Below are 19,551 nucleotides of genomic sequence, written 5' to 3' on the forward strand. Positions count from 1 at the left end.
CGGGCAAAGCCGGGCGTTCCAAGTCTCGAAAAGAGAGCTTTGTGATCAGGCGATGGTCTTGCCGAAGGCGACCGATGTGTCGCCCATGCGGTTGGAGAAACCCCATTCATTGTCGTACCAGGACAGCACCGATACGAAGTTGCCGTCCATCACCTTGGTCTGGTCGAGCGCCATGATCGAGGAGCGCGGATCGTGGTTGAAGTCGATCGACACGTTCGGGTGATGGGTGACGCCGAGAATGCCCTTGAGCTTGCCGTTGGAGGCGGCGATCACCGCTTCGTTGATCTCCTGCACCGTGGTCGACCGCTTGGCGATGAACTTGAAATCGACGACCGAGACGTTCGGGGTCGGCACGCGGATCGAGATGCCGTCGAGCCTGCCCTTGAGGTCGGGCAGCACCAGGCCGATCGCCTTGGCGGCACCGGTCGAGGTCGGGATCTGCGACAGCGCGGCGGCGCGGGCGCGGTAGAGATCCTTGTGCATGGTGTCCAGCGTCGGCTGGTCGCCGGTGTAGGAGTGGATCGTCGTCATCATGCCTTTTTCGATGCCGACCGTTTCGTGCAGCACGGCTGCCAGCGGCGCCAGGCAGTTGGTGGTGCACGAGGCATTCGAGATTACGATATGATCCTTGGTCAACTGGTCGTGGTTGATGCCGTAGACCACGGTGAGGTCGGCGCCTTCGGCAGGGGCCGAAACGACGACGCGCTTGGCGCCGGCGGTCAGGTGTGCCGCTGCCTTGTCGCGGGCGGTGAAGATGCCGGTGCATTCGAGCGCGATGTCGATGCCGAGTTCCTTCCACGGCAACTGCGTCGGGTCCTTGATCGCGGTGACCTTGAACGTCTCCTTGCCGACGGTGATCTGGTCGCCGGATACCGAGACTTCATGCGGGAAGCGGCCGTGCACGCTGTCATAGCGCAAGAGGTGCGCATTGGTCTCGACTGGGCCGAGGTCGTTGACGGCGACGACGTCGATGTCCTTGCGGCCGGATTCATGGATAGCGCGCAGGATGTTGCGGCCGATGCGGCCAAATCCGTTGATGGCAACTCTGACGGTCATAATTCTCTCCCTGGGAGTTGGAGGGCGGACGAGGGGTCTGCAGTTTCATAGCGGCGGAAGCAGAAAGAATCCAGCCGCACTGGCGTGGATTTAAATCGATTAAGTCGAGCCAGCCCGGCGAAGCCGTTTTCGCGGTTTCGCCGAACTGGCCCGGAATCTTACTTGGCGTGCAGGCGGGCTTCCGCCGCCTTGGCCGCGGCCTCGGCGGTAATGCCGAAATGCGGATAGAGTTGCTCGATCGTGCCCGACGCGCCGAAGCCGGTCATGCCGACGAAGATGCCATCGGAGCCGATCAGATGATCCCATCCCTGGCGGATGCCGGCTTCGATCGCCATCTTGATCGGCGCATTGCCGATCGTCTTCTTGCGGTAGTCGTCGCTCTGCTGGTCGAACAGTTCGAAGCAGGGAACCGAGACCACGCGGGTCGGATGGCCGTGCTTTTCCAACAGCTCGCGCGCGCCAAGTGCGATCTCGACCTCGGAGCCGGTGGCGAAGATCGTTATCGCCGCCTCGCCGCTGGCGGCGGCCAGCTCATAGGCGCCCTGGCTGCTGAGGTTCTTGGCCGTGAATTCGGTGCGCACCGTCGGCAGGTTCTGGCGGGTCAGCGCCAAGGTCGACGGCGTCTTTTCCGACTCCAGGGCGATCTGCCAGCATTCCGCGGTTTCGACCGCGTCGGCCGGGCGGAAGACATTGTGGTTGGGGATCGCGCGCAATGCCGCCAGATGCTCGACCGGCTGGTGGGTCGGGCCGTCTTCGCCCAGACCGATGGAATCATGGGTCATGACGAAGATCGAGCGGATGCCCATCAGCGAAGCAAGACGCATTGACGGGCGGGCATAGTCGGAGAAGCACAGGAAGGTACCGCCATAGGCGATGAGGCCGCCATGCAGCGTCAAGCCATTGATGGCGGCCGCCATGCCATGTTCGCGAATGCCGTAGTGGACATAACGCTGGCCGTAATCGTCGGGCGTGATGTTCTTGGTCTGGCTGGTCTTGGTGTTGTTGGAGCCGGTCAGGTCGGCGGAGCCGCTTATGGTTTCCGGCACGGCGCCGTTGATGACCTCCAGCGCCATTTCCGAGGATTTGCGGGTGGCGACCTTCGGCTTGTCGGCCGACAGCTTCTTCTTGTAGTCGGCGATGACGGCGTCGAAATTCGACGGCAGCTTGCCGGCGAGGCGGCGTTCGAACTCGGCCTTCAACTTGGGCTCAGCCTTGGCCAGACGTCCCTCCCAGTCGGTGCGCGGCTTGGCGCCGGTTTTACCGGCGGCGCGCCATGCGTCAAGGATGTCGGCCGGAATCTCGAAGGGCGGCGAGTCCCAGTTGAAGAATTTGCGCGCACCGGCGATCTCGTCGGCGCCGAGCGGCGAACCGTGCGCCTTGTTGGTGCCGGCCTTGGTTGGAGCGCCGAAGCCGATGGTCGTCTTGCAGGCGATCATCGTCGGCTTGTCGGAGTGACGAGCGGCTTCGATGGCATAGGCGATGGCTTCCGGATCGGTGCCGTCGATGTGGCTGGCGTTCCAGCCCGAGGCCTGGAAGCGGGCGACCTGGTCGGTGTTGTCGGCAAGCGAGACCGGGCCGTCGATCGAGATGTTGTTGTTGTCCCAGAAGACGATCAGCTTGTTGAGCTTGAGATGGCCGGCAAGCGCGATGGCTTCCTGGGAAACACCTTCCATCAGGCAGCCGTCACCGGCCAGTACGTAGGTGTAATGGTCGACGAGGTCGTTGCCGAAGGCTGCGTTCATGATGCGCTCGCCGAGCGCGAAGCCGACCGAATTGGCGAGACCCTGGCCGAGCGGGCCGGTGGTCGTCTCTATGCCGGTGGCATGGCCGTATTCGGGATGGCCGGCGGTCTTCGAGCCCAACTGGCGGAAATGCTTGATCTGGTCGATCGTCATGTCCTCGTAGCCGGTCAGGTGCAGCAGCGAATAGAGCAGCATCGAACCGTGGCCGGCCGACAGGATGAAGCGATCCCGGTCGGGCCAATGGGGGGCCTTCGGATCATATTTCAGGAACTTCGTGAACAGCACCGTGGCGATGTCGGCGCAGCCCATGGGCAGGCCGGGATGGCCGGAGTTTGCCTTCTCGACGGCGTCCATGGAGAGAAAGCGGATCGCATTGGCCATCCGGTCATGTTGTTCACGCGACGTCATGGTTCCTCCAGAAGTGGGGGTTTGGGGGCTTGGGAGAGCCCTTGAAAAGGGTGCGCGACACATAGCAGGCGCGGGCTTTTAGTCAACAAATCGGGTGCACATTTGCCGGTCTTGTGATGCCGGCGGCGGACCTACATTAGCGTTAGCGGGGGACAGTCGCGAGAGCTTTGTTGACGTTGCCTTCACCCGGTGCCTAATGTTTCAGGGATAACGCGTTCTGAACGTGAACGATTCGGTGATGGGCAGGGCACAGGACGAAGGCCATGACCGGGGAAGCCACACTCAAGGAAGTCATCGCGAGGCTGGGCAAGGCCATCGAGGGGCTGGAAAACGCCGTCGCGGCCAAGCTCGAGCATGAACGCGACTACTCCGAAGCCGAGGCCGAGGTGCAGCGGATGAACGCCGATCGCTCGCGGCTGGCGCAGGAACTCGACAATTCCGAAGCGCGCGCCGAACGGCTGGAAGATGCCAACAAGGAAGTCTCGCGACGTTTGGTGACCGCCATGGAAACCATCCGCGCCGTGTTGGACAGATAGGAGCTGGCCCGATGGCACAGGTCACGGTTTCAATCGACGGCAAGCAGTATCGCATGGCCTGCGACGAGGGCCAGGAAGAGCATCTGATAGACCTTGCCGAACGTTTCGACCGCTATGTTTTACACCTGAAGGACTCGTTCGGCGAGATTGGCGATCAGCGGCTGACCGTGATGGCCGGCATCATGGTGATGGATGAACTCTCGGAGTTGCAGAAACGCGTCAAGGGCATGGAAAGCGAAGTGCTGACCTTGCGCAAGACCCGCGACGAGGCTCTGACCAAGGCCGACAAGAGCGATAGCGTGCTGACCAACGCGCTCAGCGCGCTGGCGCAGCGCATGGAAGACCTGACTGTGACAATGGCGGTCAACAAGAGCTGAGGCAGGATCTCTCCTGTCCAGCCCAACAGGCTCTCATCCGCGTGCCGAGCATTCGGCAGCATAAAAATGCTCGCGTGCCGCCGACAAGAGTTTCATATTGTCTTGCAGTCACAATTTTTGCGCTAAGATGCAACGATGCCCGGGCGGGGCAGCTCGATGGCGGCATGGGTTGCCGCTTGTCGTTCCTCGCTGCCGACGGGTTCCGTTTACAGGGGAGATGTACCATGAGCCTTCGTATCAACGACATTGCGCCGGATTTTACCGCCGAGACTACGCAAGGGACGATCAAATTCCATGACTGGATCGGGGACGGATGGGCGATCCTGTTCAGTCATCCCAAGAATTTCACGCCGGTCTGCACGACCGAGCTTGGCACGATGGCGGGGCTCGAAGGCGAATTCAAGAAGCGCAACGTCAAGATCATCGGCATTTCGGTCGATCCGGTCGAAAGCCACGGCAAGTGGCAGGACGACATCAAGACGGCGACCGGCCATTCGGTGAACTACCCGCTGATCGGCGACAAGGACCTCAAGGTCGCCAAGCTCTACGACATGCTGCCGGGCGGTGCCGGCGAGACGTCGGAAGGCCGCACGCCGGCCGACAATGCCACGGTGCGCTCGGTCTATGTCATCGGACCGGACAAGAAGATCAAGCTGGTGCTGACCTACCCGATGACCACGGGCCGCAACTTCGATGAGATCCTGCGTGCGGTCGATTCCATGCAGCTGACCGCCAAGCATCAGGTGGCGACGCCGGCAAACTGGAAGCAGGGCGAGGACGTCATCATCACCGCTGCCGTCTCCAACGAGGACGCGATCAACCGCTTCGGCGCTTATGAGACCATCCTGCCGTATCTGCGGAAGACCAAGCAGCCCTCTGCCTGACCGCTCCTCGGAACAGTTTTTGGCTTTCCTGTCGCCGCGAGCGAAATGATGCTTGACTGGCTCACCCGAGCGGACAACCATGCTCCTCTCGGGTGTCGTTAGAGAAAATCATTCCTGACGACCGAGAGTTGGGGAAGCCAGAATTGGACGTAGCTTTGGCCAGGCCGCAGGTCAGCGGCTTCTACGACAAGCCGACCGGGGCCATCCAGTATGTCGTCGCCGACCAGGCGACGAAACGCTGCGCCATCATCGATCCGATCCTCGATTTCGACGAGAAATCCGGTGCTACGGCAACGACGAATGCCGATATCCTGCTCGACTTCGTCAGCGAGCAGGGGCTGAGGGTCGAATGGATCCTCGACACCCATCCGCACGCCGATCATTTCTCGGCGGCGCACTATCTGAGGGAGAAGACCGGAGCGCCGACAGCGATCGGCGACAGGGTCGTCGACGTCCAGAATTTGTGGAAGGCGATCTACAACTGGCCGGATTTTCCCGCCGACGGTTCGCAGTGGGACAGGCTGTTTGGTGAAGGCGAAACCTTCACGGTCGGCACGCTTCCGGTCAAGGTGCTGTTCTCGCCCGGCCATACGCTGGCGTCGATCACCTATGTGATCGGCGATGCCGCCTTCGTCCACGACACGCTGTTCATGCCCGACAGCGGCACAGCGAGGACGGACTTTCCCGGCGGCAGTGCCGCGCGGCTCTGGCGCTCGATCCAGGACATACTGGCGTTGCCGGACGAGACGCGGCTGTTCGTCGGTCATGACTATCAGGCCGGCGGCCGCGAACCCTTGTGGGAAAGCACGGTCGCCATACAGAAGGCGACCAACACCCATCTTGCCGCCGTCCGCAGCGAGGCCGAGTTCGTCGCCCTGCGCGAAGCGCGCGACAGGACGCTGCCGATGCCGAGGCTGATCCTGCATGCGCTGCAGGTCAACATGAATGGCGGGAGGCTGCCCGAACCCGAGGCGAATGGCCGGCGGTATCTAAAGTTTCCGCTGGATGGGCTTTGAGAGATCGCTGCCGGCGAAGCTGCAATCTCCCCCCTTGCGGGGGAGATCGGATGTCGTCTTCGCTTTCGCCAACCACATAAGAAAAAAGCGGCGCCAGTTTCCTGGCGCCGCCTTTAGATCTTGTGGCCTTTAGCCGGCTTTAGGCTGCGGGCTGCGCCTCAATGGTGCGCAGCGCCTGGGTCTGGCGCTTGGCGGCGGCCTTGACCGCATCCTGCACCTTCTCGAAGGCGCGCACCTCGATCTGGCGCACGCGCTCGCGGCTGATGTCGAATTCGGACGAAAGCTCTTCCAGCGTCAGCGGCTCCTCGGCGAGGCGACGGGCCTCGAAGATGCGCCGCTCGCGCTCGTTGAGCACGGCAAGAGCGCCCGACAGCATGCCGCGCCGGTTTTCCAGCTCATCCTGCTCGATCAGCATCTCTTCCTGGCTTTCGTGGTCGTCGACCAGCCAGTCCTGCCACTCGCCGGACTCCCCTTCGCTCGCCCGGATCGGGGCATTGAGCGAGGCATCGCCCGACAGGCGGCGGTTCATCGACACCACTTCGGCTTCGGAAACGTTCAGCCTGGTGGCGATCTCGGCGATCTGGTCGGGCTTCAAGTCGCCGTCGTCCAGCGCCTGGATCTTGCCCTTCACCTTGCGCAGGTTGAAGAACAGGCGCTTCTGGTTGGCGGTCGTGCCCATCTTGACCAGGCTCCACGAGCGCAGGATGTACTCCTGGATCGAGGCCTTGATCCACCACATGGCATAGGTCGCGAGGCGGAAGCCGCGCTCGGGTTCGAATTTCTTGACGGCCTGCATCAGGCCGACATTGCCTTCCGAGATCACCTCGCCGATCGGCAGGCCATAGCCGCGATAGCCCATGGCGATCTTGGCGACGAGCCTGAGATGGCTGGTGACGAGCTTGTGCGCAGCGGAGGTGTCTTCATGCTCGGCATAACGCTTGGCGAGCATGTACTCTTCCTGCGGCTGCAGCATGGGAAAGCGGCGGATTTCTTCCAGGTAGCGGCTGAGGCCGCCTTCGCCGGAAACGATACTGGGTAGTGACTGGGCCATGATAGCGCCCCCTCTCTATTGGAGTGATGCCCCCGAAACGCGGCGGGCATGTGACGCGAGCACCAAAAGGCTCGCCCGCGACATCGGATCTTATACAGGAACAAAACCAGAAAAGACAGGCATTTGTTCAACACGAAACAGTGTGTCACGGTGAAGTGAACAATGTCAGTCAGGTTTTTTGATGGCTTGTCGGTGACGGGTTCAGAGTTTGCGGAAGCCGCCGACGAGTTCCTCCATGTCCCTCGGTAACGGCGCCTCGAACCTCATCGTTAGATGGGTAGTGGGGTGGCGAAATGCAAGGAGCCAGGCATGCAAAGCTTGCCGGGGAAATGCCTTGACCTGGCTTTTCAGCGGTTCCGGCAGCCGGTTGGCCTTGGTGCGGAAGGCCTGGCCATAATCGGGGTCGCCGATCACCGGATGACCGATATGCGCCATGTGGACACGGATCTGGTGGGTGCGGCCGGTCTCCAGCCGGCATTCGACCATGCTGGCGGTGGCGAACTCCTGTTGGCTCTCGCCGAAGCGCTCCTGCACGGCAAAGTGGGTGACCGCATGGCGGGCGTCGTCGCGTCCTTCCGGCACCACGGCACGGCGCACGCGGTCGGCGGCGCGGCCGAGAGGCGCGTCGACCCTTCCGGTCGGCCTCTGCGGTATGCCCCAGACCAGCGCCAGATAGGCACGTTCGAGATCGCCGGTGAGGCCGTGATCGGCGAAAGCCTCGGAGAGTGACTTGTGGGCGCGGTCAGTCTTGGCGACCACCATGACGCCGCTGGTCTCCTTGTCGAGGCGGTGGACGATGCCTGGCCGCCGCACGCCGCCAATTCCGGAAAGGCTGTCGCCGCAATGATGGATCAGCGCGTTGACCAGCGTACCGATCCAGTTGCCCGCTCCGGGGTGCACGACAAGCCCGGCCGGCTTGTTGATGACAATCAGCTCGTCGTCCTCATAAAGCACATCGAGTGCGATGTTCTCGCCCTGCGGCTCCGCCGGCTCCGGCTCCGGCATGGTAACCGACACGCTTTCGCCCGGCGCCATCTTGCGCTTGGTCTCATCGACAGGCTTGCCGTCGACCGAGACCGCGCCCTGCCTGATCAGCATCTGCACGCGGCTGCGTGACATGTCCGGACCAAGCCTTGCCGCCAGCCACTGGTCGAGGCGCTGACCGGCCGCGTCCGCATCCGCCACCAGCACGGTTGGTACCGCCTCTATCAATTCAGGGGCCTCTTCGTTATGAGCGCTCATTGAAAAACCGTTCCGGAACTGTTTGCCATGGCCAGCCCGATCGCCGAAGAAGACCAGGATAAGCCGCTCGACCCCGAGGTCGAAAAGGTGCGCAGGAAACTCGTCCGCTTCGTCGGGATCAATCTCGGCCTGCTGTTCCTCGCCCTTATGGTGGTGATCGGCGCCCTTGTCTACAAAGCGCGCAATGCACCGCCGGCGAACCCGCCGCTGGCCGGGGATATCCAGACACCCGCCGGCGAACCGGTCAGCGGCGACATCGTGCTGCCGGTCGGGGCCAAGGTGGTCAGCCAGTCGCTGTCCGGCAACCGTGTCTCGATCGACGCCGAGCTTGCCGACGGCAGCCGGACGATCTTCGTCTACGACATCACTGAGCGACGCCTGATCGGCCGCTTTGCGATCCGCAACAAATGACCGAGCCGCAACGATGAACGGCAGCAGGCCCATGAGCAAGCCTCGGGGATGAGCGGGTTCGCCGAACATCGTCGCGTCGCCACGGTCGCCCTGGTCGTCGCCAATTATGACGAGGCGATCGCCTGGTATGTCGAGAGGCTGGGTTTCCTGCTCGTCGAAAATGTCGATCTCGGCGGCGGCAAGCGCTGGGTCACAGTGGCGCCGGCCAACGGGCAGGGCGCCAGGCTGCTGCTGGCCGAGGCTTCCGACGAGGCACAAAGCAAAAGTATCGGCAATCAGACCGGCGGCCGTGTCTTCCTGTTCCTGGAAACCGACGACTTTGCCCGCGACCACGCGGCGATGCTGGAGAAGGGCGTCGAATTCCGCGAAGCACCGCGCTTCGAGCCCTACGGCACGGTGGCGGTTTTCGCCGATCTGCACGGCAATCTCTGGGATCTGATCGAACCGAAACGATAGGCTGACGGCCGGCTTTTCCTCGACCGGGGAAAGCGGCCTAACCCCAGTTGCTTTTTCCCAGCGCTCAGCCTATATCGCCGGTTCTTGAACGCGCCCATCGTCTAGCGGTCAGGACACCGCCCTCTCACGGCGGGAACAGGGGTTCGATTCCCCTTGGGCGTACCAAGCTTTTCGACAACTTTGCAGGATGCCGTCGATTTCGTTTCTGAAGTCGCGGAGCCTCGATACTGTGGCGTCCGGGAAACCCGCTCTGCACAGGTAGCCGCAGCCTTAAAAACTCCCAGTGGCACCAACCAACCCGGCCTTTATTTCATTCGTCTGGCAAATGTTAACGGACGCGAAACCGAGAACCTTAACGTCCCCGCAACTCACTGCGAATATTAGTTTTCGCTTTAGTAGCTGTAGGAGGTTGAAATGCAGAAAATAGCTTGTCGTTTCGCTTGGGACGAGTCTGGCGCGACCGCGATCGAGTATGGCTTGATCGCGGCTCTCATCGCGCTCGCGATCATCACCGGCGCCGGGGCGGTTGGCAATTCGCTCAACGGGATATTCACGACCGTCGGCACTACGGTCAACAGCAGCGGCTCGTAAATCGGTACATCAATTCGGTCGGCTATCGGCCGCATTCGCCGATCTCAGCCTCCAAAAGCGCAGCGCGTACGTGCTTCCGGTGCCGGGCATCGGAAGTGCGGACGGCGCACTTTCCATCGGTCGGCTTTATCCGTTGCGTCACCGCGTTCGTCGCTTCTGGCGCCGCGGAGCTGTTTGCATTAGCATCACATCATGGATCCTGGGGTACGGCTCCAGCGGCGCGCAGAACGCCGCGCAGAACGCCGCGCTGTCCGTAGGGCCAGTTGATCCATGGGGGAGGAAGGCCAATGCAGAAGCTGCAATCGCAGGGCGTCCATCACATCACGCTGGTCGGCGCCGGGCGCCAGACCTCTATCGATTTCTGGGAAGGCGTGCTCGGCATGCCGTTCATCTTCGAACAGCCCAATCTCGACAAGCCGAGGGAAAGCCACCTCTATTTCGATCCCGGCGACGGCCGGCTGATCACTATCTTCACCGACGAGAGCCGGACGCCGGAGAAGCGGCGCACGCCGACCGATCCGGGCTGTGTTCACCACATCGCCTTTTCGGTGTCGCGCGTCACCTTCCTGCAGGCGGTCTCCCGGCTTGACGAGCGCGGCATCAAGCACAGCGGCGTCAAGGATCGCGGTTTCATGGATTCGATCTATTTCGAGGATCCGCTCGGCTTGCTGATCGAGTTGGCGTCCTACCGCTTCGAACCGCCGGCGGGCTTCACCCATGCGGATGTGCTGATGGAAGCGCACAGGTTGCGGGTCGGGCGCGGCGACTACAACATCGCCGAAGTGCATCTCGCCGATGCGATCCAGACGCTCGTAGAGCGTTCCCGTGCCACCCTGTCGGACGATCGGGCGCCGAAGAACCCATACTGAACAGACCAGACCAGAGGGAGGAACAAGATGGCCAAGACAGCGACGAACACTGCCGGGAAATCCGCGGCCAAAGCTGCCGCCAAGCCGGCGGCGAAAGCTGCGGCAAAGCCAAAAGCCAAGGCGGCCGCCAAGCCTGCGGTGAAGGCGACGGCAAATGCCGCGCCCAGGGCCAAGGCCAAGCCGGCCAAGAAGCCGGCGCTGAAGCTCAGCATGCTGAAGCCCAGCGTCAACAACATGACCGTGCGGGTGTTTGCGCGCGCGGCGGGTTTCGACCACGCCGAGACCGATGCCTGGGGCCACACCCGTTCGCCGGAGTTCATGGCGCGAAATCCCGCCCATTTGACACCGATGATCGAGGACAAGGGCCTGCCCAGAGGCGTGCTGTGGGAAAGCTGCGCCATCATGCAGTATCTCGCCAACAAGCACGGGTTGGAGAAATTCTATCCGAAGGCGCCGGCCAAGCGGGCGATGGTCGACAGTGCGATGTTCTACCTGATCGGCACGCTCTACCCCTATGTGGCGCGCGCCACCTATCCGGCGCTCGGCTTCCCGCACTATGCCGGCGAGGTCGGCCACAGCGACGCCCATCCCGACAAGAAGTCCGAAGCCCAGAAGGCGGCGATGACCGCGATCGCCGAGCCGCTCGAAGTGTTTCACAGCTTCTTCAGGGACGGCAAGCCGTTCATCGGCGGCAAGCATCCGTCGATTGCCGATATCCGGCTGGCGGCGACGCTCGAATTTCTGGCCGTCATCGACTATGCCTTGCCCACATGGGCGAAGGACTATGTGGCGGCGATCGAGAAGAAGCTCGGCAAGGCCTATAGCGAGCCGGCCGGCGACGTGCGCGGTTATATCGCCCATGTGAAGTCCCAGGCCAAGGCCTGAGCTTAAGGGTTCGTTAACCAAAGCCCTGTCTACTGCAGGCAATTCGCTTTCGGCCCGCGACCACGGATGTACTGGCGCAGAACGTCGCAGCGATAGGAAAGGTCGGCGCAATGCCGGCCTTTTGCTTTTCGCAGCTTTGTTCGACGCAATTCCCAAGGGAAAAGCGTTATGCGCTTTTCCGGGAAAACCGTTTCACACTTAACCGGCATTGCTTTATCGCCAGGCGCGATCGAGCAGCGATCAGACCGCGCAAGCCCAGTCAGGTGTCGCTTTTTCGGCGTCAAGTTTGCCGAGAGATATTGCCATTGCCGACGTTGGCCCTACCATCCATTGAGCGTCCCAGATGGACCGTGGTCAGGCGTGAGGGCTGGCGATGAAAAGCGTTGCGAGACGGATTGCGGTTGCGGGCGTGATGCTGGCGGGCGCTGTTCATGCGTCAAGTGCAGCTGAACTCAACACGATGGACGATGTCGGGGCCGCGATCCAGGCTTGCTGGACACCGCCGGCGGGAGCGGGAACCGCCAGCGTCACCTTGAGCTTCAGCTTCAAGCGGGACGGCACGCTGATCGGCCCACCGAGGCCGACAGCCATCAAGGTAGAAGGCGATGCCAAGGCGAAGAAGTCCTTTGTCGACGCCGCAACGACCGCCTTGCAGAATTGTCTGCCCCTGACCTTCTCAGCGAAACTGGCGCAAGGCATCGCAGGCAACGTGTTCACGTTGCAATTCGCCTCTCCCAAGTAGGCACCCGCCGCCGGCTCAATGGTGACTGCGCCTTGCCGCGGCATGCCGGGCAAGATCGGGCGTTTCGAAGACGTAGTCGTTCCAGGCCGATTCCGGAACCTGACCGGCCAGATAGCATTCCAGCAACAGGCTTTGTTCGGGATTGAGAGGCCTTGGCGCGCGCTGATCCAGCCCCAGCGAGTGAAACAGGTTTCTTGTCAGGTCCGAGACGGTGAAGTGGATCGACATCTGCGTTCTCCCTTTGGTCCTTCAACGCGGAAGACCGGGCAAAGGTTTCGAACGCCTGGCGATAATGGCGGTCCGTTTCGTTGCAGGTCCGCGGCGAGGGTCGGGCTTGCGCTTTCCTTCGAGGTTCGTCTCAATCTTGAAATAAAAATGTAATATCGAATTTACACGAGATGGCATAATACAATAGACAAAAGCTTACTCGGGCTGAAGTTCTTGAGATAATTAGAGTTTACTCATATAGCCGAAGCTTGTGTAAGTTATGGACTGTAATTCCGGGTTCTCCGCAAAAAGGACCGAGTTGTCCCGATGATCCGTTTCTGGCCTTCCATGATGGTCGCATTGATTTCGCTGGCGGCGGTTTTGTTCGGGACGCTTTCGTCCTACGCGGACAGCTGCGGCGCGATCAGAAGCCAGTTGCTTTCGGGTGGCCGCAGCAACGGGGCGAACCCGGAGCTTGCTCAACTGCGCCGGCAACTTGCAGCCATCCAGACTATCGAGAGACAGCGCCAGTGCACGGCGAAAAGTTCGCTTGGTGGTCTCTTCAACGCTTGCGCCGATCTCGCCAGGAGCCGCTCGGATGTGCAGCGCCGGATCGCTGCCGCCGGGAATTCAGGCCGCGACACGGCGGGTCTGCAAGCGCGCCTCGTGGCGCTCGGCTGCGCGCCTTCGGCAAAGCAACGGTCTGCGCGCGCCGCGCCCGGCACCCAATCGGCGAGCACCACGTTCGGCGGCAATGCGATGCTGTTTTGCGTGCGTCTGTCGGACGGGTATTTCTTCCCGGCGCCAAAGTCGCAATTCGCCGCCAGCGGTGATCTGAAGGAGACGGCCGATCAATGCCGTTACATCTGCGATGACCCCAGCGTCGACCTCTACACGTTGAGCGATGCCAGCCTCGAAACCGACCAGATGGTCGCGCTCGACACGCGCAAGCCTTATACCGAACTGCCGGCAGCCTTCAGATATCGCGATGATGCGAATTTCAAGGCATGCGACGTCAAGCGATACTACCAGCGGGTCACCGAACTGCGAGCCAGGACTGTGACGCCCGCCAACATGCGCAATGCCATTATTCCGCTGCCGACGGCGAAGCCGGATCTCGGCACGGTTGCGGCCGTCCCTGGAATCGATGCCGAAGCGCCAGGTGCCGCCCAGCACCTTTCGATCGAGGCCGGCAAGCGGTCGGTGCGCGTGGTCGGCCCGGCGTTTTTCCCGGCCGAATGATCGCCGGCTTCCCCAATTGGCGATCGCCGGCTGCGGCGTGCCTGCTGCGATGCGGTTGCCTGATCCGGCTGGAACAGAGAGGCGCTCACGGCGTTGTGATCGACATCAGCCGGGAGAAACGCCGTGGCTACGTTCCGGGAAATGCGGGTGCTGGAGATCGTCGAAGATGACTCGCTGACCACCGAACAGAAAATCGCCGAACTGCGCGAGATCGAATCCGAGGCGCGTGGGCTGCAGCGGGCTGCCTCGGAGGGTCCGATGGACGACGATGACGGCTGGCAGGAAGATCTGCGTCAGGTTCGTCTCGCACTCGACAAGCTCGGTGCGAAGGAGCCGAAAAAGGGCGCTGCTTCACTGTGAGGCCGGGTCACCGAAGCTATCCGCGGATCGCGTCCCATCCGAAAACCGGGTCCCCGCTTTTAGGGACCCGCTCCGATCTAATCGCAGACCATGCGAGCTCTCTTGCCAGGCTCGCTGACGTTCCTGCAGGTCAGCGGTTTCGCTGGCGCCGATAGGGAAGCGGACGCAGGCAACCTCGTCTGGTGCCGTCTCGGTGCGGCATGGCTGACCTTGCGCTCGGAAAAACGCCGGTCCGGCTGCGGCGCCACAGGAAAAGCGCCGTTCTCGACCTCGGATTGCCCATAGTCGACATTCGGTGGCGGCCGATCCCAGAATCGCCGGACATCAAGCGGTCTCGGGATGACGACCGTGCCGTCATAACTGCGCGAGCAACCGCCGCCGAAAAGCAGCGCCAGCCCCATGAAAAAAGGCACAATCCGTCCAAGCATCAGCAATACCCCTGCCGTTGCTTATATAGCGGGTTCGACCCCGCCGACAACCGGGCGGAATGAAGCAGACCGCGCCGCGCAATCCTGTCCAACCGACCGTTAAGGTTAGCGGATCCTTAATGCTTCTGGGGCAGATTCCGCCGACGAACCGCGGAGGAGGGTTCGGCCTTGGTTTTCGGGGTGGGGACGGCATGGCGGAAGCGGACGAAACAATCGGCGCGCGCGGCAAGCGCGGGCCTCGCAGATCCACAGTGCATGGCGACGATGCCTCATCGTCCGCCTCTTGCATGGATTCGAACGATGCGCTTCGCCAACTCGTCGAAGCCGGTTCGGATTGGGTCTGGGAAACGGACGCCGAACTGCGCTTCTCCTGGCTTTCGCAAAATTACCAGGCCGCCACCGGCATCGATCCGGCAAACGTGCTTGGCCGGTTCCGCTTCGACTTCCTCAACCAGGTCCTGAACGGCGATCGCAGTGGCGCGGCGCATCTGGAGGATCTGCAGGCGCACCGGCCTTTTCGCGACTTCGTCTATGAGCTCAAGGCTGGCAGCGCCGACTGTCGCTGGGTTTTGACGTCAGGCTTTCCAAAGTTCGACGACGAAGGAAGATTTGCCGGCTATCGCGGCATCGGCCGCAACGTCACGGCTCTGGCCGGCGCCTTCAAAAATCTGGGGCGGGAACCATCGGGTGATGGCGAGCCCGACCAGCATCTGGCCGACCTCGAGCGGACGATGGACGCCATGCATATGGGCGTCGTGCTTCTCGATGCCAGGCTCGACACGCTGATCGTCAACAAGGCCTATCGCGACCTCTCGAAGATTCCGGACGGTGCTGTTGCCGTCGGCGCTCCGTTCAGCCTGTTGATGGAGCTCAACCGCCGCAGCGGCATCTATGGCGACATCGACGAACAGCAATGGCAGCGCTACCTCGCTACTCGCCTCGACGAGATTCGCGCCGGATCCGTCGCGCCGCGCGAATTTGCCCATGCCAACGGCAGGACGATGATGTTTTCGGTGACGGCGTTGTCCGGGGGCAGGCGGCTGCTGACCTACTATGAGGTCACCGAGATCAAGCAGCGCGATGCGGAGATCAAAAACGCCAATGCCAGGAATGCCGAGACCTTCGCCGGTCTCCGCACAATGGTCGACCAGATGCCGATCGGTGTCCTCGTGCTCGACGCCGATATGCGCGCCGAGATCATCAACCGTGCTTTCTATGATTTCTGGCAGATCGACGCCCGGCGCGCCGAGATCGGCTGCAGCTTCCGCGATCTGATGGACGCCAGCCGCGACATCGATCCGTTTGGTGCCGACGATGCGTCATGGCAGCGGCATGTCGCCGAGCGCGAGGCGGAAATCAGGGCCGGGATCGCCGGATCGCGGCAGTTCCCGCGCAATGACGGCCGCACGCTGATATCGTCGATGGCGCCGCTGGCCGGCGGGAAGCGGCTGATCTCCTATGTCGACGTCACCGACATGAAGGACCGGGAGGCCGAACTTGCCGAGGCGCTGGAGAAAGCGCGGCTGGCGGAAGCGGTGATCAACGCCGTCAAGGATCCGATCTTCGTCAAGGACGACCATCTGCGTTTCGTCTTCGTCAACGAGGCGTTCGCCGCTCTGTTTGGCCAGACGCCGCAAGCCATGCTCGGCAAGCCCGGCGGCGATTTCCTCCCAACGAACGCGGTCGCGCTTTTCGAGCAGAGCGAACGTGACGTCCTTGCCACCGGGCGGCCGTACGAAGTGGAAGAGAATTTCGAGGTCGACGGCGCCAGCCGATCGCGCATCGTCAGGAAGAGCCGCGTCGGCATGGCCAGCGGCCGCAACTACGTTGCCGGCTTCCTGTTCGACATTTCCGACATGAAGCGCCGCGAGACGGAGGCGCAGGACGCGCGCAAGCATCTCGCCAACGTGCTGGAATCCTTGCCGGCCGCCGTGATCATCTACGATCGCGACGACAGGTTCGTTTTCGCCAACCGCAAGATCCAGGATACGCTGCCGGCCTTGAAGCCGGCGTGGCAGCCCGGCTGTACATTCCGCGAAGCACTCGTGCTGGGTCATGCGAACGGCTATTTCCGCTGCAGCGGCGATCCGCAAATCGACCAGCTCTACGACAGCGATCATGACCGCTGGCTGGACGCGATCCTCGCCCGCTACCGCTTGCCCAGTTCCTCCTACGAGCGTCACAATCCCGATGGCCGCTGGTATCAGGTCTACGACATGCGGACCGACGACGGCACCTTCATCGGCGTTCGCGTCGACATCTCCGAGATCAAGAGCCGCGAGGCGGCATTGCGCGATTCCATGCGCCAGATCGACCTGTTCCGGCATGTGATGGACGAGTTGCCGGTGGCCGCCTTCATCAAGGCGCAGGACCTGAGCATCGAATTCGTCAACAAGGCCTGGTGCGCGATCACCGGCTTGGCCAAGGAGGATGTCATCGGCCGCACCGACCGGCAGTTGTTCGGCGCGCAGGACGCGGATGGCTACAGCCATGACGACACGCAAGTCGCCGTGACGGGCGTCGTCAAGGAGGTCGAGGAACCCGTCACCCATCGCGACGGCACGGTTCGGCAGTTGATGACCCGCAAGAGCCGCCTGGTGGCGCTGGACGGGTCGGTGCATCTGGTCGGTTCGAGCACTGACATCACCGACGTCAAGGCACGCGAGCGTGCGCTGGAAGAAAGCATGCGCGAGAACGAGGTGTTCCGCAGCCTGATCGACAATGTACCGGTATCGATCTACGCCAAGCGCTCCGATCTCAGGCAGTTCTATGTCAACAAGGGTTGGTGCGATCTGACGGGCTTCAGCAAGGAAGAGGCCATCGGCAAGACCGACATCGAGATTTTCGGGCCGGATGGCGAGGCCTTCGTCAATGGCGACCTCGCCGTGCTGCGCACCGGCGAAACTCAGGAGGTCGAAGAGACGGTGACGCTGGCCGACGGCAGCGTCAGGCATCAATTCGCCCGCAAGGGCGCGATGATCGCCTCCGACGGTTCGCTCTACCTGATCGGCTCGACCACCGACATCACCGAGCTGAAGATGCGGGAGGCCGAACTGCGCGAGGCGCGGCAGCGCGCCGTGCTCGCCGACCGCGCCAAGTCGGAATTCCTCGCCAATATGAGCCATGAGATACGTACGCCGATGAACGGCGTGCTCGGCATGGCCGAACTGCTGGCCAAATCGGACCTCGACCCGAAGCAGAAGACGTTTACCGACATCATCGTGAAGTCGGGCAATGCGCTGCTCACCATCATCAACGACATACTGGACTTCTCCAAGATCGATGCCGGTCAGCTGGTGCTCGATCCGGCGCCCTTCAATCTGGCCGAGGCGATCGAGGACGTGGCGACGCTGGTGTCGACGCGCGCCAAGGAGAAGGACCTCGAGCTGATCGTACGTGTCGAGCCTCGGCTCGAGAGCCTATTCATCGGCGATGTCGGCCGCATCAGGCAGATCGTCACCAACCTGCTCGGCAATGCGGTGAAATTCACCGATGAGGGCCATGTGCTGGTCGACGTCACCGGCGAGAGGGTTCCAACCGGAACGAAGCTCACCATCTCGGTCACCGATACGGGCATCGGTATCCCCGAGGAAAAACTGAAACTGGTGTTCGAGAAATTCAGCCAGGTCGACACTTCATCGACGCGGCGGCACGAGGGGACCGGCCTCGGCCTCGCCATCACCTCGCGGCTCGTCGAGCTGATGGGCGGCGACATCGGGGTCGAAAGCGCCGAAGGCAAGGGTTCGACGTTCTGGTTCTCGGTGACGCTGCCGAGGGCCGGACAGCAGAACGGACAACGCATCATGCCGATCGACGTGACCGGCGCGCGCGTGCTGATCGTCGACGACAATGCCGTCAACAGGGCGATCCTGACCGAGCAGATGACATCATGGACGTTCGATTCCTGCGCGGCCGAAAGCGGCGCCGAAGGCCTCAAGGTGCTGATCGCCGCTGCCGCCTATGGCGTGCCGGTCGATTGCGTCGTGCTCGACTACCAGATGCCTGAAATGAGCGGCGCCGAAATGGCGCGGATCGTGCGCAACACCGCTGGCCTTGCCGGAACGCCGATCATCATGCTGACCTCGGTCGACCAGTCGCTCGCCAACACCAGCTATCGCGATCTCGGCATCGATGCCCAGCTGATCAAACCGGCGCGCTCTTCGGTGCTGCTGGAAACGCTGGTCGCCACCATCCAGCGGCATCGCCACAACACTGGCGGCAGCGACGCGCAGCCGCTCGCGGCCGACGTCGCTGCGAGCAATGTGACGCGGCCGCAGCCCTCGGCACCGTCCGAACAGCGGGCGCTGCTGCAGCCGCCTTCGATTCGCCCCCGGCCACCGGTGGCGGCTGGTGGCAACAGGCTGGACATACTGGTGGCCGAGGACAATGAGGTAAACCAGATGGTGTTCACCCAGATCCTCGGCGAGACCGGTTATGGTTTCGAGATCGTCGGCAATGGCCGCAAGGCGCTCGACACCTTCGGCCGGCTCAACCCGTGCATGATCCTGATGGATGTCTCCATGCCGGAGATGAACGGTCTCGAAGCGACCGCCGCCATTCGCCGGCTGGAGGAAGAAACCGGCACGCATGTGCCGATCGTCGGCGTCACCGCGCATGCGCTGAAGGGCGACCGCGAGCGCTGCCTGGAGGCAGGCATGGACGACTATCTGCCCAAGCCGATCAGTCCCCGGGCGCTGCTCGAGAAGGTCGAGCGCTGGGTCGGCGCCAGCCGGCAGGCTCAGCGCAACGCCGGGTAGGGCCGGTCCTGCCTGTCCGAGTGCCGGAAATACGGCGAAGATTCGCGCCCTGCCAGCGGCCAAAGACTATGGTGCGATCGCACCATATCAAAGGTTGTATCCAGTCGAGACAATGGCGGCGTTCGATTCCTCCCTTTCCAGTTACGGGCGGGAGCAGCGACCGCCGGCATGAGACAGCGTCAACCTACCCCAACGGACCTGTTTTCGGCGATGGCCCGGCCATGACACCGTCTGGCTGAGAGCAACGCGCTCCCGTCCGGCTTTTTTTCGTAAAGGCCGGCTAACCCCAAA

At 62.4% G+C, this 19,551-nt stretch carries 18 protein-coding genes and 1 tRNA gene; 14 read left to right on the forward strand and 5 right to left on the reverse strand.

The features are described from left to right. Positions 1-45 precede the first annotated feature (45 nt). The gene (gap, locus tag AC0NIL_RS07085) at positions 46-1,056 is read right to left on the reverse strand and encodes a type I glyceraldehyde-3-phosphate dehydrogenase (RefSeq protein WP_473572989.1); all 1,011 of its coding nucleotides are present in this window, start codon (positions 1,054-1,056) and stop codon (positions 46-48) included. Between the two features lie 158 nt (positions 1,057-1,214). Continuing rightward, the gene (gene tkt, locus AC0NIL_RS07090; protein WP_127366194.1) at positions 1,215-3,206 is read right to left on the reverse strand and encodes a transketolase; all 1,992 of its coding nucleotides are present in this window, start codon (positions 3,204-3,206) and stop codon (positions 1,215-1,217) included. 263 nt (positions 3,207-3,469) lie between these two features. Between tkt and AC0NIL_RS07095 the strand changes: the two genes are divergently transcribed. From AC0NIL_RS07095 to AC0NIL_RS07110, 4 genes are all read left to right on the forward strand, one after another. After that, positions 3,470-3,742 (forward strand): DUF4164 domain-containing protein, encoded by a 273-nt coding sequence (locus AC0NIL_RS07095; protein ID WP_013529251.1) that lies wholly within the window; start codon positions 3,470-3,472, stop codon positions 3,740-3,742. 11 nt (positions 3,743-3,753) lie between these two features. Next, complete coding sequence (locus AC0NIL_RS07100; RefSeq protein WP_473572991.1) at positions 3,754-4,119, forward strand: cell division protein ZapA; 366 nt, start codon at positions 3,754-3,756, stop codon at positions 4,117-4,119. A 224-nt stretch (positions 4,120-4,343) separates the two neighbouring features. Further along, on the forward strand, positions 4,344-5,003 hold the full coding sequence (locus AC0NIL_RS07105; RefSeq protein WP_063173204.1) for a peroxiredoxin: 660 nt from the start codon (positions 4,344-4,346) through the stop codon (positions 5,001-5,003). A gap of 143 nt (positions 5,004-5,146) precedes the next feature. After that, positions 5,147-6,019 carry an MBL fold metallo-hydrolase gene (locus tag AC0NIL_RS07110; protein ID WP_473572992.1) on the forward strand — a complete coding sequence of 291 codons (873 nt, stop codon included), beginning with the start codon at positions 5,147-5,149 and terminating at the stop codon, positions 6,017-6,019. Between the two features lie 139 nt (positions 6,020-6,158). On the opposite strand, the gene rpoH is transcribed toward AC0NIL_RS07110, so the two are convergent. Then, entirely contained in the window at positions 6,159-7,070 is a 912-nt protein-coding gene (gene rpoH / locus AC0NIL_RS07115; RefSeq protein ID WP_013529255.1) for an RNA polymerase sigma factor RpoH, read from the reverse strand. A gap of 201 nt (positions 7,071-7,271) precedes the next feature. Next, positions 7,272-8,312 (reverse strand): RluA family pseudouridine synthase, encoded by a 1,041-nt coding sequence (locus tag AC0NIL_RS07120; protein WP_473572993.1) that lies wholly within the window; start codon positions 8,310-8,312, stop codon positions 7,272-7,274. Between the two features lie 27 nt (positions 8,313-8,339). Here AC0NIL_RS07120 and AC0NIL_RS07125 point away from each other — a divergent pair, with 27 nt between their 5' ends. The 7 genes from AC0NIL_RS07125 (at position 8,340) to AC0NIL_RS07155 (ending at position 12,266) form a co-directional block, all read left to right on the forward strand. Continuing rightward, the gene (locus AC0NIL_RS07125; protein ID WP_013529257.1) at positions 8,340-8,723 is read left to right on the forward strand and encodes a fimbrial protein; all 384 of its coding nucleotides are present in this window, start codon (positions 8,340-8,342) and stop codon (positions 8,721-8,723) included. Between the two features lie 48 nt (positions 8,724-8,771). Continuing rightward, the gene (locus AC0NIL_RS07130) at positions 8,772-9,179 is read left to right on the forward strand and encodes a VOC family protein (RefSeq protein ID WP_023810974.1); all 408 of its coding nucleotides are present in this window, start codon (positions 8,772-8,774) and stop codon (positions 9,177-9,179) included. 90 nt (positions 9,180-9,269) lie between these two features. Then, positions 9,270-9,344, forward strand: a tRNA-Glu gene (locus AC0NIL_RS07135). 249 nt (positions 9,345-9,593) lie between these two features. Next, complete coding sequence (locus tag AC0NIL_RS07140; RefSeq protein WP_013529259.1) at positions 9,594-9,770, forward strand: Flp family type IVb pilin; 177 nt, start codon at positions 9,594-9,596, stop codon at positions 9,768-9,770. Between the two features lie 287 nt (positions 9,771-10,057). Continuing rightward, entirely contained in the window at positions 10,058-10,639 is a 582-nt protein-coding gene (locus AC0NIL_RS07145; protein WP_013529260.1) for a VOC family protein, read from the forward strand. Positions 10,640-10,666: 27 nt separating this feature from the next. Continuing rightward, positions 10,667-11,524, forward strand: a complete 858-nt coding sequence (locus AC0NIL_RS07150; RefSeq protein ID WP_473572994.1) for a glutathione S-transferase family protein — start codon at positions 10,667-10,669, stop codon at positions 11,522-11,524. Positions 11,525-11,897: 373 nt separating this feature from the next. Further along, the gene (locus tag AC0NIL_RS07155) at positions 11,898-12,266 is read left to right on the forward strand and encodes a hypothetical protein (protein WP_013529262.1); all 369 of its coding nucleotides are present in this window, start codon (positions 11,898-11,900) and stop codon (positions 12,264-12,266) included. 15 nt (positions 12,267-12,281) lie between these two features. Here AC0NIL_RS07155 and AC0NIL_RS07160 read toward each other — a convergent pair whose 3' ends face one another. Next, the gene (locus tag AC0NIL_RS07160) at positions 12,282-12,494 is read right to left on the reverse strand and encodes a hypothetical protein (RefSeq protein ID WP_013529263.1); all 213 of its coding nucleotides are present in this window, start codon (positions 12,492-12,494) and stop codon (positions 12,282-12,284) included. Between the two features lie 306 nt (positions 12,495-12,800). On the opposite strand from AC0NIL_RS07160, the gene AC0NIL_RS07165 reads away from it, so the two are divergent. From AC0NIL_RS07165 to AC0NIL_RS07175, 3 genes are all read left to right on the forward strand, one after another. Beyond that, a complete protein-coding gene (locus AC0NIL_RS07165; protein ID WP_024503001.1) occupies positions 12,801-13,715 on the forward strand; it encodes a DUF2865 domain-containing protein in 915 nt (304 codons plus the stop codon). 123 nt (positions 13,716-13,838) lie between these two features. Next, the gene (locus AC0NIL_RS07170; protein WP_013529265.1) at positions 13,839-14,075 is read left to right on the forward strand and encodes a hypothetical protein; all 237 of its coding nucleotides are present in this window, start codon (positions 13,839-13,841) and stop codon (positions 14,073-14,075) included. A 619-nt stretch (positions 14,076-14,694) separates the two neighbouring features. Then, positions 14,695-19,260, forward strand: coding sequence for a PAS domain-containing protein (locus tag AC0NIL_RS07175; RefSeq protein ID WP_167355190.1), 4,566 nt, complete (start codon positions 14,695-14,697; stop codon positions 19,258-19,260). The last annotated feature ends 291 nt before the right edge of the window (positions 19,261-19,551 follow it).

This window comes from Mesorhizobium sp. WSM1343, assembly GCF_055901535.1.